The sequence below is a fragment of the Acetobacter sp. genome (assembly GCF_052102375.1).
Taxonomy (GTDB): domain Bacteria; phylum Pseudomonadota; class Alphaproteobacteria; order Acetobacterales; family Acetobacteraceae; genus Acetobacter.
Window position 1 is genome coordinate 48,331 of the sequence record NZ_JBQDXI010000011.1, and the last position, 14,148, is coordinate 62,478.

Genomic DNA, 14,148 nt, shown 5'->3' on the forward strand with positions numbered 1-14,148 from the left:
TATGTCCAAAATAAGAGTGATACGCAAATTTTGTTCCTGCAATCGCGCTCTGCGCGCAACGGATGGATACGGAATGCGTTGCGGTTCTATGCGGTCTGTTTGTCAAACATGGCAGGGTCTGTTGTTTTCTTTTTGAAATAAAGTGCTTTGAATCAATCTGTTAAAGCCTGCCTTGGTGCAATTGATGCAGGGGGGTAACGGTCATTGGATTTTTTCGTGAGTTGGTGCGATAGTAACACTCTGAAGTATTCATACTGTCTGACAGTGTGAATTGGGTTCCTTTTTCTCGCGGGGTAACGCGCAATGGCGCAACTGCGTAAACCAGCATTTCTGCTTTTGGTCGGGTTAAGTTTCGGCACTGCACTTGTCTCTAGCGCGCCGGGTCAAGCTGTGGCTGATCCCGCCCTGACGCCAAGCGGCAACATCTCCTTTGGGGAAGGGTCTGCTAATTATGACCCGGATGGTGCCAACAGCAAAACAGCAGAAAAAAAGACCGTGCATGGGCACCGTAGCCTGCCGCCGGGGTATCAGGATGCACCTTCCATGGAGTTCAACCATGGGGATGATCCAGACCATCTGGCAAAAGTGCATCGTGATAAAATGACCGGCACTGATCTTTCCCGTTACGGCACGGCTTATCAGGAAAACGGCCCCATGGGTTCAGGCCAGATGGGTGACGCAACAGGGAATGGCTGGGTAACGCCACGCTAAAACTCAACGGTTGCGTCTAACTCCGTATATGGAAGAAGCTGGGTGCCCCGTCAGGCTTCTGCTTCTTCTACAACGCTGACAACAGTCTGGCCACTGGTCAGATCCATAAGTCTGTGGCTCACATCCTGTTGCTGTTCTAGCGGAATGGTCAGTACAAATTGGGCCCCTGTTGCCGTGAAATCTGGCTGTGCCGCCTCTATTCCCCAGTCCTGCAAACGCGCCTGAATGAGGGATAAGAGAGAAAACGGGGCATGGAATGTCAGTTTGACCCGTTCAATAATCGGTTCTTTCGGGGCTTCCCGTAAACATTCTGCTGCAGCACCGCTATAGGCCCTAATAAGGCCTCCGGCTCCCAGCTTTATGCCGCCAAACCATCGGGTTACCACAACAGCTATCAGATCTAGCTTCTGTGCCGTTATAACCTGCAAAATAGGGCGGCCAGCAGTACCGGACGGCTCTCCTGCATCGTGGCAACGGCAATGCGGGCCAAACTGCCATGCCCAGCAATGGTGCGTTGCCTCAGGTTCGGCCTGAGCAATAGCGTGGATAAAGGCTTCGGCGTCTTCAATAGATTTGATGGGCGTTGCACGGGCCAGAAATCGGCTTTTGCGAATTTCCAACTCACGCTCAAATGGGCCGATGAGTGTTTCTGTCATGATTGCCGCAGAGTAACAATTTGCTGCTCATTGCGCAAAGTGCAGCAATTTTTTGCGATGTGAGACGGAGCGGAACTCCAGAGCCTGAAGTGCGTTAATGTCGCGCAAACAGGCCAACATTCGGAGAAACCCTATGACCGAAGTGACAATGCGCACAATCAACGATATGGGCTCCAAAGAGTTTATTCAGCGCTTTGGCGGCGTTTATAAAAACGCTGAGTGGGCGGCTCAAGAGGCCTATGAATGTCGCCCGTTCGCTAGTCTCAAATCTTTAAGCACAACTCTGAGCGCCATGGTGCGCGCAGCACCTCATGATGCACAGCGGCGCGTGTTACGGTCCTACCAAGGTTTGGGTGGCCTGATCTCAGTGGCATCCCCCGCGCCTCAGACTGGAGGGGAGGCCATTCCTGCAGGGTTGGATCGTCTTTCTCCGGAGGAATTTGCACAGTTCCGTTCGATGAATAAATCGTACGAGGAACGGTTCGATATTCCCTTCGTGATAGATTTCTCTGGCCTTTCCAAAAATCAGGTCATGGCTGATCTGGAGCGGCGGTTACGACATGAGCCGGAAGTGGAGCTTGGCGTGGCGCTGCTGGAGGTTGGTAAAATGGCCGATCGGGCGTTACTGGACTTATATGTTGAGCTGAAGCCCTGACACGATAATCCGGTAGCCCTGCCATTACAGCCTAACCCTGTGCAGTGGGGTATGCCGGATTGCTTCCCGACTCAAAAAAGGGCAGAAGTGAAGGGTATTTAGTTTTTGTAAAAGCTGGGAAGGTTTACGCAGCATGGCGCACCGGGTCCGTACAGGATACCTTCTTCTGGCAGGGCTGTCCGTAGCGTCCCTGTCTTCTTTCCACACCATTCACCCCGCTATGGCACAGGATGCAGATGCTGGCGGTGGTGGCGGCGATGAGGATGAAGAAGGCCACAAGGGGCCGGATATGCATAAGCTGGCAAAGAAACCTCCTTTGCCACGTGCACACAAGGACTTCAGTAAATTTCGCTATATTCCGGCTGGCGATAAGGTTGTTGAGGAAGCTGACAAGAACCGCCTTTTCTTCTGGACTAAAGAAGGTCAGCCAGACGGTTATGCGCAACGCCGGGGCGACAGCATTATTTATTATAATGCCCAAGGTCAGGCGATGAGGGTCCAGCGCCTAGAACCCAACGAACTCGTTGACTGAAAAAGTCTGTGGTCAAAAAACCTCCTGCCAAATGGTCAGGAGGTTTTTTTGTGGCTTAAGGTACGTCTATCAGGTCCAGAATAGAGGCTGACGTCTCTTCAATGGAGCGTCGGGTTACATCAATAACCGGCCAGTTATGGTGCCTGCACAGGCGCCGTGCCCAGCGCAATTCTTCCTGAACTTTCTCCAGATCAATATAGGCATAATCTGTTGTGTGCTCAGCGTGGCGGCCAGTTGGCATCATTTGTGTCAGCCTAGTCCGACGGATCTCTATGAGCGTCTCTGGGTCTATGGTTAGGCCGATAACGGGGCGTTTAATATCAAACAGAGCACGCGGGGGTTCAATACCCATGACAAGCGGTACGTTGGCTGCGCGGATGCCTCTGTTAGCCAGATAGAAACAGGTTGGCGTTTTGGAAACGCGGGAGACACCAACCAGCACAACGTCAGCCTCATCCAGACCGTTTGTTTCCTGCCCATCATCATGCGCCAGAACGTAATGCATGGCCTCAATGCGCTGGTAATAGTTTTCATCCATAATGTATTGGCCACCTGGATGACGGGTGGCTTCTTCCCCTGTCTCCTCAGACAGAAAGACCATGGCGTTATGCAACACATCCAGTAGTCGGACCTGAAGGCTGGTGCACCCTGCTTCCATATCGGCCTGCAAGGCCGGGTCTGTAAGGGAGGACATGACAGGCCCTCTATCCAGAGCAATATGGCGTAGCACGCGCCGTAATTGCAGCCGGGAACGAATAAGGTTCCAGTGGCGCAGGCGCACTTCCGTATTAGGGAACTGTGCAATGCAGGCACGGGCAACGGAGTCCAGTGTCTGGCCTGTGGCTTCAGACACAAGATGCAGGGTAAGGATTTTCTGGTTCATGATCGCTTGATTTAAAAAAGGCCGCCCCCGAGGGAGCGGCCTCTTAATTTTAGGCTTCTACCGCTTTGTTGCGGCGTGCTGCGAGGGCTGCCTGAGCACTTGCAAGCCGGGCAACCGGCACACGGAAGGGCGAGCAGGATACATAATCCAGCCCGACTTCTTCAAAGAAGGTGATGGAAAGGGGGTCGCCCCCATGCTCACCACAGATACCAAGCTTCAATTTAGGTTTGGTAGCACGGCCTTTTTCAACGCCCATGCGCACCAATGCGCCTACGCCCTCACGGTCGATAGAAATGAAGGGGTCCTGAGGCAGAAGCCCTTTATCAACATAAGCAGGCAGGAAAGAGCCAGCGTCATCGCGTGATAGACCAAGGGCGGTCTGTGTCAGGTCGTTCGTGCCGAAAGAGAAGAAGTCTGCGCTTTCAGCAATTTTGTCAGCAGTGATGGCGGCGCGTGGCAGTTCGATCATGGTGCCGATCAGGTAGGACAGTTCTGCACCCTGTTCTTCAAGCACGCTTTTAATCACGGCTTCACAAGATTTACGTACCAGATCCAACTCGGCTTTCGTGCCAACCAGTGGGATCATGATTTCAGGAATCACGCTTTTGCCGGTTTCTTTGGAAATGGCCAAAGCGGCTTCCGCAATGGCACGCACCTGCATGGCATAGATTTCCGGATGGCTGATACCCAGACGGCAACCACGATGGCCAAGCATCGGGTTGGCTTCAGACAGAGCAGAGCGGCGGGCACGCAGGGCTTCAACATTCTGCCCCAAGGCGGCAGCAACATCTTTCAGTTCGGCTTCCCCATGCGGAAGGAATTCATGGAGCGGCGGGTCAAGCAGACGGATGGTGACTGGCAGCCCGGCCATGATGCGGAACAGGGCCGTAAAGTCATCCCGCTGGAACGGCAGCAGCGCATCAATAGCGCGGGTGCGGACCTTCGGGTCTTCAGCCATGATCATCTGGCGGACATGACCAATGCGGTCTGGCCCGAAGAACATGTGTTCGGTCCGGCACAGGCCAATGCCTTCTGCACCAAAGCGGCGTGCAGTTTCTGCATCTTCAGGTGTTTCTGCGTTGGCGCGAACACCAAGGCGACGGACAGAGTCGGCCCAGCCCATAAGGGTTGAGAAGTCACCAGAGAGAGAAGGCGGAATGGTCGGAACGCGGCCCAGATAAATAGCGCCGGTGCCACCGTCCAGTGTCAGCCAGTCACCCGCTTTCAAGGTGTGACCGTTTACGCTCATGGTCTGGGCTTTGTAGTCGACCGTAATGCTGCCAGCACCGGCCACGCACACACGGCCCATACCACGGGCTACCACGGCAGCGTGAGAGGTCATGCCGCCACGGGTTGTCAGCACACCACGGGCTGCGTGCATACCGTGCACGTCTTCCGGAGATGTCTCGATACGCACCAGAATGACGTCTTCACCTTTGGCGGCCAGATCTTCAACATCTTCAGCAGAGAAGGCGATGATCCCGGTCGCTGCGCCAGGGGAGGCGGGAAGGCCGCGCGCAAGCTGTGTCCGTTCGGCTTTGGGGTCCAGCACTGGGTGCAAAAGCTGGTCAAGGGAGGACGGAGGAACGCGCGTAATAGCTTCTTCCTGCGTGATCAGGCCTTCCTGCGCCATATCAATGGCAATGCGCAGAGCAGCAGCTGCTGTGCGTTTGCCGTTACGGGTTTGCAGCATGTAGAGCTTGTTGCTCTGCACGGTGAACTCAATGTCCTGCATGTCCTTGTAGTGGCGTTCAAGCAGGTCACGGACACGCAGCAGTTCCTGATAAGCACCGGGAAGGGTCTTTTCCATCGGGCTCTGGTCAGGTGTTGCACGGTCAGCAGACATGGGCTGCGGCGTGCGGATACCTGCCACAACGTCTTCACCCTGCGCGTTGATCAGGTATTCACCGTAGAAAATGTTTTCGCCGGTTGACGGGTCACGGGTGAAGCAGACGCCGGTTGCGCAGTCCGTGCCCATGTTGCCAAACACCATGGACTGCACGTTGACGGCAGTACCCCAGCTTGCGGGAATATCATGCAGTTTGCGGTACGTGTTGGCGCGTGGGTTCATCCAAGACCCGAACACGGCACCGATAGCACCCCAAAGCTGGTCTTTAGGCTCTTCAGGGAATGGCTTGCCGGTTTCGTTCTGAACAATGCTTTTGTAGTCTTTTACAATAAGCTGCCAGTCTTCTGCTGTCAGGGCTGTATCGTCTTCCTTGTCCAGCTCGCGCTTGGCCTGTTCCAAAATATCTTCAAAGCGGTGGTGCGGTACGTTCAGCACCACGGAACCGTACATCTGGATAAAGCGGCGGTAGCTGTCCCACGCAAATCGTGAATCACCGGAGGACTTGACCAGTCCTTCCACAGTAACATCGTTCAGGCCCAGATTCAGGACGGTGTCCATCATACCTGGCATGGAAACGCGGGCGCCAGAGCGGACAGAGACAAGAAGAGGAGCGTTTGCATCGCCAAAACGCAGGCCCATGGCGGATTCAACCTGCGCCATGGCAGCTTCAAGCTGTTCGGACAGATCCTGAGGGTAAGCCCGGCCATTGTCATAAAAAGCGGAACAGACTTCCGTGGTAATGGTAAATCCGGGAGGCACAGGCAGGCCGATATTAGCCATTTCCGCCAGGTTGGCGCCTTTGCCACCGAGGAGATTGCGCATTCCGGCGTTGCCTTCGTTATGGCCTGCGCCGAAACTGTAGATCCACTTGGTCATGTTGCCGTTCACTTCATTAATGCGAACGCAGAATCCGGCCCATACCCGCGCGAGGGGATGGAAAAAGGACGGAGTAACAGGCCGATCTGCGAACGGATTTTATTTTTATTTTGAGACGACTAAATCCACCCCTTCGAGGTAAACGAGAATGACGCGTTTTGGCTCCCTCGGCAATCACTCTTTTTAGAGCGTTAGCTATTCGGTTCAGGCAATACTCCGCCGGTTGCACAAAATGTGGCCCAACCAGATTCGTCGAGGGTTGGAATGCCAAGCTCCACAGCTTTTTTGGCCTTTGAGCCTGCTTTCTCTCCCAAAACAACCAGATCTGTTTTTTTGGAAACCGAGTCTGACACTTTCGCCCCCAACCGCTCTGCCATGGCGCGGGCCTCCTGCCGGGTAAGGGTGGTCAGGCTACCGGTGAATACAACCGTTTTGCCGGTCAGGCTGCCGCCAGCATTTTGCTCTTCTTCCGTAATTGTCAGGAAGTGGTGGAGGTCTTGCAAAGTGGTGCGGTTATGGTCTTCACGCATAAAGGCAACAAGGTCATCCGCAATCACGCAGCCAATGCCAGTAATGGAGCCAAGCTCCAGCCGTTCGTCAGACCCCACAAGTGCGGCTTTGCGAAGCTGCTCGACCCAGTTGTCGTAACTGCCATAGTGGCGGGCTAGAAGGCGGGCATTACTGATGCCAATACGGCGGATACCCAATGCAAAAATAAACCGCGAGAGGCTAATGGTGCGGCGTGCTTCAATGGCGTTCAGCAGGTTGCGGACGGATTGTTCGCCCCAGCCATCCCGTTTGGTGATCTGCTCTGCATGATGTGCCAGCCTGAAAATATCTGCCGGAGTGCGGATCAGGCCTTCTTCGTAAAATTCGCGGATAGAGCGGTCGCCCAGTCCTTCAATGTCAAAGGCATTGCGTGACACAAAATGAATCAGGCGCTCCACAATCTGCGCGGGGCAGGTTAGTCCTCCGGTGCAGCGGCGTACGGCTTCGCCCTCATCCCGCACAGCCAAAGCTCCACAGGCAGGGCAGTGGTCTGGGAAATGAAATGGCTCAGACCGAGGTGGCGCATTTGGTGCAGGGGGGACGACAGCCAGAATTTGCGGAATGACGTCTCCCGCACGCTGGATCTGCACTTTATCGCCTACGCGTATGTCTTTGCGGCAAATTTCGTCTTCATTATGCAGCGTAGCGCGCGCAACCAGCACACCACCGACATTAATTGGCTCCAGATGGGCTACAGGGGTCAGTGCGCCGGTGCGCCCCACCTGAATTTCAATGGCTTTAAGTGTGGTAATGGCCTGTTCAGCCGGGAATTTCCATGCCACAGCCCAGCGGGGCGCACGGCCAGCAAACCCCAAGCGTTCCTGCAGGACCAAATTATCTATTTTATAGACGACACCATCAATATCGTAACTCAGTCCGGCCCGTTCGCGCGCAATCTCTTCAAAAAAGACTTCAGCACTGCTTGCGGCTTCCAGCTTGCGGGAGAGCGGATTAACCGGGAACCCCCACGCCTTGAGTTGTTCAAGGTAATCCCAGTGGCTTGAAGAGGGTGGAGCAGAACTAAAGCCTATGGCGTACGCAAAAAGAGAAAGCGGCCTGCGAGCGGTAACGCGGGCATCCAGTTGCCGTAAGGACCCGGCGGCAGCATTGCGGGGGTTGGCAAAAGGCTTGCGGCCCAGTGCTTCCTGAGATGCGTTGAGTGCGAGAAAATGCTCTTTGGAGAGAAAGACCTCCCCGCGAATTTCAATGACTTCGGGGGAGGGGCCGTTGAGGGTCTGGGGAAGGTCCTTAAGGGTTAGCAGATTGGCGGTAACGTCTTCCCCTTCTAGGCCGTCACCACGTGTTGTGCCCCGTACAAACCGGCCATTTTCGTATGTCAGGCTGATGGAAAGACCATCAATCTTGGGTTCAGCCACAAAAACCAGTTTGCTTGCGTCCTCGTCACTCAGGCCCAGAAAGCGGACGGCGCGTGTGATAAAGCTTTCAAATTCCTCTTGGTCAAACACGTTGTCGAGCGACAGCATGGGCACAAGGTGCCTATGTTTGCCAAACGCTGTATCGGGTGCGGCACCGACGGCCTTGGCAGCACTTTCTGCTGGTTCGGACTCTGGGTGAAGGGCCAGAATAGTATCGTACCGCTTACGCAAGGCATCATAAACGGCATCGTCCACTTCGGGGGCATCTTGCGTGTAATAGGTGGTGTTGTAGCGACCTATCAGGTCAGCAAGTCGTGTCAGTTCCGTTTTGGCCTGTGCGGCGTTTAGTTCTTGCGGGGCGGTCTGTTCAGTCATTCTTCTGTCCAAGCAGGCTGGCAGCGGCAGCGCGGGCGGCATCGGTTATGGTGTCTCCGGCCAGCATACGCGCTATTTCTTCCTGTCGTTCCTCTGCGCTCAGGGGCGCGGCGTGGGTTGCTGTATTGCCGTTACGAACAATTTTGCCAATACGCAGATGCGCATCTGCGCTGGCAGCAACCTGTGGACTGTGAGTGACCGCCAGCACCTGTACGGACCGCGCCGCCAATCTGTGAAGGCGCTCACCAATCGCAGCGGCAGTCGCGCCACCCACACCAGCATCAATTTCATCAAACACGATGGTGCCAATGGCGGATTGCTCGGCCAGAACAAGCTTGAGAGCCAGCATCAGCCGGGAGAGTTCACCGCCGGACGCCACTTTTGCCAGTGGACCGGGGGGCTGGCCAGGGTTGGCGGCAATCAGGAAGGTAAGCTGCTCCATGCCCTGAGCGCTCCACTGTTCTGGTGGCAATGGGGCAATATCAACAAGGAAGCGCGCCCGTTCCAGCTTTATGGGTTTCAGTTCTTTTGTGACGGCCTGTTCCAGTTTGCGTGCGGCTTTTTCTCTGGCAGCGGACAGGCGTGCCCCGGCATCTTCATACGCAACGCGGGCTTCTTGCACGGCATTTTGTAAGGCCTCCAGATGTGTGGCGCCGCTCTCCAGTGCCGTGAGGCGCGATGAGAGTTGCTCCAGTAGGCCGGGGAGATCATCCACCGTAACATCATGTTTGCGGGCTGCGGCCCGTAGAGTGAAAAGGCGTTCCTCTGCGTCTTCCAGCAATCGGGGGTTAGCCTCCGAGTCATCTGCTAGACGGGAGAGGAGGGTTTCTGCTTCTGCCAGAGCGTTTTCAGCGCTTTCAAGGGCCGCTAATGCTTCTGTTGTGCGGGCTTCCAGTGGGTCCGGACCACTTTCTGGTGCAGTGGGAGCGGGGAGCAACCGTTGCAGGGCACGGCTGGCACCACGGAGGGCCGCAGCAGGCCCGCTGTTCCGTCTGTCGCGTGGGTTGAGTTCGGATAAGGCAGCGGAAATCGCTTCCCCGCGTCGTTCGGCCTGCTGCAAGGCGTGGCGTTGTTGCGCCAGAAGGTCTTCTTCCCCCGGTTGCGGAGCAAGTGTTGCCAGCTCCGCCACGGTGTGACGTAGCCAGTCTTCTTCTCGTGCGGCTTCCTGCAGGGCTTTGCGTGCGGCACTTAGTTCCGCGCTGAGCTTATGCCAGTTGGCGTAAGCCCGCGTTACTGCCGTGAGGAGTGAGGGAGGGACACCGTAAGCATCCAGCAGGCCACGATGCGTGCTGGAGTCTGCAAGGCCCATTTGTTCATGCTGGCCCTGAATTTCCACAAGCGTCACGGCAATGCGGCGCATTAGTGTAATGCCCACAGCCTGGTCATTTATCCAGGCGCGGGAGCGGCCTTCCTTGGAGATGATACGCCGTAACATCAGGGGTTCACCGGGTTCGGTGGCTATGCCCTGTTCTGCAAGGAGTGCGTACGCTGGGTGTGCAAGAGGGACGTCAAAACTGGCTGTAACACGGGCTTCATCCGCGCCGGAGCGCACCAGCCCTGCGCTGGCCCGTTCGCCTAATGCCAACCCCAGACTATCCAGCAGGATGGATTTACCAGCCCCTGTTTCACCCGTCAGGGCGGTAAAGCCCGTATGGAGGGAAAGGTCGAGTGCCTCAATCAGCACGACATCTCTAATGGAAAGGTTTGTCAGCATGATGGGTCCAGCCTGAAATTCTGGCGAAGAAGAGAGTTACCCTACCGCATCCGGATGGGGAAAGGCGCAGGCGTTTATAAAAAAGAAGAAAGAACAGAACAAGAACAAAAAACCGCAGGCAACAAAAAGCTGCACTGCGGTTAAAAAAGGGAGGAGATGTTTCCGGCCGTAGAACGGCCAGAAGCATTATTTAGACGGTGTGGCGGGCTTCTGACCTGCCGGAGCGGGCGGTACAGCCTGTGTCTGCACCGGCTGTACGGGTGCTGCTTTAATGTCCATAGGCTGGTTTAGCGCTGCTGGGGCCGGGCCCGCACCTGCCGCTGTTGGCGGCGGTGCAGCAGCCGACTGCGGTTGAGGGGTGACAGCTTTACCCGGCAGTGGGAAGTTCTTGTTCAGCAGCTTGTAGCGCTTCAGGTTGCTGTAGGCAAAGCGATACCATTTGCTGCCTGGGTAGTTGTACCCTAGCACAATACCGGATTTGCGGGCCTGATCTGTCAGGCCAAGATCAAGATAGACTTCAACCATACGTTCCAGTGCTTCAGGAACATGGTTGGTGGTCTGGAAATCCTGCACAACGCGCTGGTAGCGGTTAATAGCCGCTTCGTAGTTTCGCTCACGCTGGTAGTAACGGCCAACCAGCATTTCCTTGCCTGCCAGATGGTCACGGCACAGGTCGATTTTTAGCTGGGCATCTCGCGCATATTTTGACTGAGGGAAGCGGGTAATCACTTCCTCCAGCGCGTCCATGGACTCAACGGTGCCCTGTTGGTCACGCTGTACGTCAGCAATCTGTTCATAGAAGCAGAGTGCCCGTAGATAATAAGCATATGCTGAGTCGGCGCTTGTCGGGTGCAGGCCAATGAAGCGGTTAAGCTGCTGTACGGCTTCCGGGTACTTGCCCTTTAGGTAGTACGCATAGCCTTCCATGAGCTGCGCGTTGGCAATGTAGCCGGAATAAGGGTAATTCTGCTGCAAAACCTCAAATTCTGCGGCTGCCAGCGTATAACGGCGCGTGCGCAGCGCATCAATGCCGTTATTATAAAGCGTTTCTGCCGAGGCAAGCTTTGGGGGTGCCTGCTCCTTGTTGTGACCAAACAGGGCACAGCCCGAGAGGCCCAGAAGCAAACCAGCCGATGCCAGATGGCGAATACGGCAGCGAACGGAAAGGGTATTAATAACGCTCACAGGCATCCCGGTTCTTCAATGTGAAGCAAGCTTTATAACACGCATATCCGCCAAGAAAAGGGAAGGAAAGGGGCTGCGTGCGCTTTCTGGTATCTTGGGTCAGGCTGCTGAGCGTGCCGTCAGAGCTTTTGGCGGGACAAACCGCCACGCAGTGCGGTCAGCAAACAGGGCACGAAGCAGTTGATTATTCAGGCCATGCCCTGAGCGGTGGCCATAAAAACGAGCACGGAGCGGAGCCCCTGCCAGATAAAGGTCACCCACCGCGTCCATCATTTTGTGACGAATGAATTCATCAGGAGAGCGAAGGCCAGCCGGGTTGAGAATCTGATCATCATCAACCACGATGGCATTTTCAAGCGAGCCACCACGGGCCAGACCGGCTTTATGCAGGGCTTCAATTTCCTGACGTAAAGTAAAAGTACGGCTGCGTGCCAGTTCGTGACGGAAGGTCTGGGGTGTGAGCTCCAGCGCGAAGTCCTGCTTGCCGATGGCTTTGGCAGAAAACTCAATGCCCAGAGACAGTTGCAGGTGCGGGATTGGGGCGGGGCGGAGTTCGACAAAGGCTCCGTTCTGTTCAACCCGAACAGGCCGTAGAACTTCCACAAACTGGCGTGGTGTGTCCTGACTCTGACGACCCGCACAATCTATCAGAAAAACGAAGTCCGCAGCAGAGCCGTCAAATACCGGAATTTCCGGTCCATCGACCAGAATAAGAGCATTGTCGATACCGCAACCATGTAGAGCCGCCATAAGATGCTCTACCGTGGCAATGCGGTTCTGTGGGTTGGTCGGGTCACCCAGAACGGTGCTCAGGCGTGTATCAACCACAGAGTCAAAGCGGGCAGGAAGCGCGGAGGCTTTCAGGTCTGTCCGTTGAAAAACAATACCATGGTGGGCGGGTGCAGGCACAAGTGTAAGCTGAATTTGCGCGCCGGTATGCAAACCTACACCCACGCCGGTTATGGATTTTCCGAGCGTGTGCTGGGAAAAGGAAGCCGCCTTTGGCCTAAGTGTGGCTGGAACGGACACCGCTTCCGGTAATGCGGAAAGAGCGAGAGGTTCCATCAGCAAACTGTCCATGATTCAGGCGGTATCCTGCAAAAATGAGAAACTGTGCAGCATAACGCTAACGGCCGGAGGGTGTTCTGGCGAGTCAATGATTATTGCCGTCTGTTACATAAAAAACGCGCTGCCAGAAGGCAGCGCGCAAATGTGCTGTGCTAAAAAGATTCAGCGGCGCAGGAACGTTGGAATTTCCAGCCCAGCGTCATCAGAATCAGCAGGGCGGATGCTCATGCTGCCATCAGATTGTTGGCCTGAAGAGCGGGCCTGAACAGCAGGTTCGGTCCGTTCGTCTGGGGCTGCGCTACGGCGGAAAGCGCCTGTTACCCGTCCAAACAGGGTGCGTGAGCCTGTCTGTGTGTTTTCCGGCAGGTAAGGGGAACGCGGTGTTTCAGTGAACAGCCCAGCACGTGGGGATGCGGCAGGCTGTGGTGCAGGCTGCTGCGGCTGGTGAGCCGTAGTGTGCTGTTGGCCCGGCGTGCTCTGTGCAGACGGGGGTGCCGTATAAGCATTCTGCTGGGGGGCAGAGGCGTAAGTAGGCTGAACTGGCTGTGCTGGGCGAGGCTGTGCAGGCTGCTGCGCGGGGTTTTCACTACGCTGCACATGCGGCGCTGTGCCCTGCTGCGCCACGTTGTTTTCTGCCACTTTAGGAGTTGCAGGTTTTTCAGAACCTGCATCGCTTTCCACAGACACCAGATGCAGGCGGTCAGGGGATTGTGGAGCCGGTGTATCAATACCAGTTGCCACAACAGACACGCGGATCTTGCCGTTCATGCTGTCGTCAATGATGGAGCCCCAGATCATGTTGGCGTCATCAGCAACTTCACGGCGGATACGGTTGGCTGCTTCTTCCATTTCAAACAGGGTGATGTCCTCACCACCGGTGACGTTAACCAGCAGGCCCTGTGCGCCGGACATGGAGGCATCTTCCAGCAGCGGGTTGGCAATGGCAGCTTCCGCAGCTTCTACAGCGCGGTTTTCGCCTTCTGCTTCACCTGTGCCCATCATGGCTTTGCCCATTTCCGCCATAACGCTGCGAATGTCAGCAAAGTCCAGATTGATATAGCCGGGTGCCATCATCAGATCGGTCACGCCACGTACACCCATATACAATACGTGGTCAGCCATTTTATAGGCTTCCCGCAGGGTGGTGCGTTCGCTGGCAACACGGAAGAGGTTCTGGTTGGGAATGACAATCAGTGTATCAACATACTGCTGAAGTTCTTTAATACCTTCGTCAGCAATACGGATGCGGCGCTTGCCTTCATAGTCGAAAGGTTTGCTGACCACACCAACGGTAAGAATGCCACGCTCACGTGCCATACGTGCAATGACCGGAGCTGCCCCGGTGCCTGTGCCGCCGCCCATACCGGTGGTGATAAACACCATGTGAGACCCATCAAGATAACGGGCAATTTCGTCTGCTGCTTCTTCTGCCGCGCCGCGCCCTACTTCCGGTTTGGCCCCAGCACCCAGCCCGTGGGTCAGATGTGGGCCAAGCTGTACGCGGCGGTCAGCACGGCTTTTTGCAAGGCTTTGCGCATCTGTATTGGCAACAACAAATTCGACCCCCTGCAAGTTGGACGCAATCATGTTGTCGACTGCGTTGGTACCGCCGCCGCCAACACCAATCACCGTAATGCGGGGTGAAAAATCAGCGTGGTTCTGGGGTGGGACGGTCAGGTTGAGGGTCATTTAAAGTCTCCCGGAGAGCGGCAGCAGGCT

The 14,148-nt window shown here is 55.7% G+C and carries 11 protein-coding genes; 3 read left to right on the top strand and 8 right to left on the bottom strand.

Going from position 1 to position 14,148, the window contains the following annotated elements; genetic code table 11:
- Nucleotides 1-303: 303 nt before the first annotated feature.
- On the top strand, nucleotides 304-711 hold the full coding sequence (locus ACTIDN_RS06795) for a hypothetical protein (protein ID WP_415507598.1): 408 nt from the start codon (nucleotides 304-306) through the stop codon (nucleotides 709-711).
- 50 nt (nucleotides 712-761) lie between these two features.
- On the opposite strand, the gene ACTIDN_RS06800 is transcribed toward ACTIDN_RS06795, so the two are convergent.
- The gene (locus ACTIDN_RS06800) at nucleotides 762-1,367 is read right to left on the bottom strand and encodes an IMPACT family protein (protein ID WP_441376469.1); all 606 of its coding nucleotides are present in this window, start codon (nucleotides 1,365-1,367) and stop codon (nucleotides 762-764) included.
- 133 nt (nucleotides 1,368-1,500) lie between these two features.
- On the opposite strand from ACTIDN_RS06800, the gene uraD reads away from it, so the two are divergent.
- Both uraD and ACTIDN_RS06810 read left to right on the top strand, forming a co-directional pair.
- On the top strand, nucleotides 1,501-2,022 hold the full coding sequence (gene uraD / locus ACTIDN_RS06805; RefSeq protein ID WP_415507596.1) for a 2-oxo-4-hydroxy-4-carboxy-5-ureidoimidazoline decarboxylase: 522 nt from the start codon (nucleotides 1,501-1,503) through the stop codon (nucleotides 2,020-2,022).
- A gap of 133 nt (nucleotides 2,023-2,155) precedes the next feature.
- Nucleotides 2,156-2,554, top strand: a complete 399-nt coding sequence (locus ACTIDN_RS06810; RefSeq protein ID WP_415507595.1) for a hypothetical protein — start codon at nucleotides 2,156-2,158, stop codon at nucleotides 2,552-2,554.
- Nucleotides 2,555-2,609: 55 nt separating this feature from the next.
- On the opposite strand, the gene ACTIDN_RS06815 is transcribed toward ACTIDN_RS06810, so the two are convergent.
- From ACTIDN_RS06815 to ftsZ, 7 genes are all read right to left on the bottom strand, one after another.
- Nucleotides 2,610-3,437 (bottom strand): pyruvate, water dikinase regulatory protein, encoded by an 828-nt coding sequence (locus tag ACTIDN_RS06815; RefSeq protein ID WP_415507594.1) that lies wholly within the window; start codon nucleotides 3,435-3,437, stop codon nucleotides 2,610-2,612.
- Nucleotides 3,438-3,486: 49 nt separating this feature from the next.
- Complete coding sequence (ppdK, locus tag ACTIDN_RS06820) at nucleotides 3,487-6,162, bottom strand: pyruvate, phosphate dikinase (protein ID WP_415507593.1); 2,676 nt, start codon at nucleotides 6,160-6,162, stop codon at nucleotides 3,487-3,489.
- A gap of 191 nt (nucleotides 6,163-6,353) precedes the next feature.
- Nucleotides 6,354-8,462, bottom strand: coding sequence for an NAD-dependent DNA ligase LigA (gene ligA / locus ACTIDN_RS06825; protein ID WP_441376470.1), 2,109 nt, complete (start codon nucleotides 8,460-8,462; stop codon nucleotides 6,354-6,356).
- Nucleotides 8,455-10,176, bottom strand: a complete 1,722-nt coding sequence (recN, locus tag ACTIDN_RS06830) for a DNA repair protein RecN (protein ID WP_441376471.1) — start codon at nucleotides 10,174-10,176, stop codon at nucleotides 8,455-8,457. Before recN ends, ligA begins: the two co-directional genes overlap by 8 nt.
- A 186-nt stretch (nucleotides 10,177-10,362) precedes the next feature.
- Nucleotides 10,363-11,367 (bottom strand): outer membrane protein assembly factor BamD, encoded by a 1,005-nt coding sequence (locus ACTIDN_RS06835; RefSeq protein WP_048838006.1) that lies wholly within the window; start codon nucleotides 11,365-11,367, stop codon nucleotides 10,363-10,365.
- A gap of 93 nt (nucleotides 11,368-11,460) precedes the next feature.
- A complete protein-coding gene (gene lpxC / locus ACTIDN_RS06840) occupies nucleotides 11,461-12,441 on the bottom strand; it encodes a UDP-3-O-acyl-N-acetylglucosamine deacetylase (protein WP_415507590.1) in 981 nt (326 codons plus the stop codon).
- Nucleotides 12,442-12,591: 150 nt separating this feature from the next.
- Nucleotides 12,592-14,118, bottom strand: coding sequence for a cell division protein FtsZ (gene ftsZ / locus ACTIDN_RS06845; RefSeq protein WP_441376472.1), 1,527 nt, complete (start codon nucleotides 14,116-14,118; stop codon nucleotides 12,592-12,594).
- Between the last annotated feature and the right edge of the window lie 30 nt (nucleotides 14,119-14,148).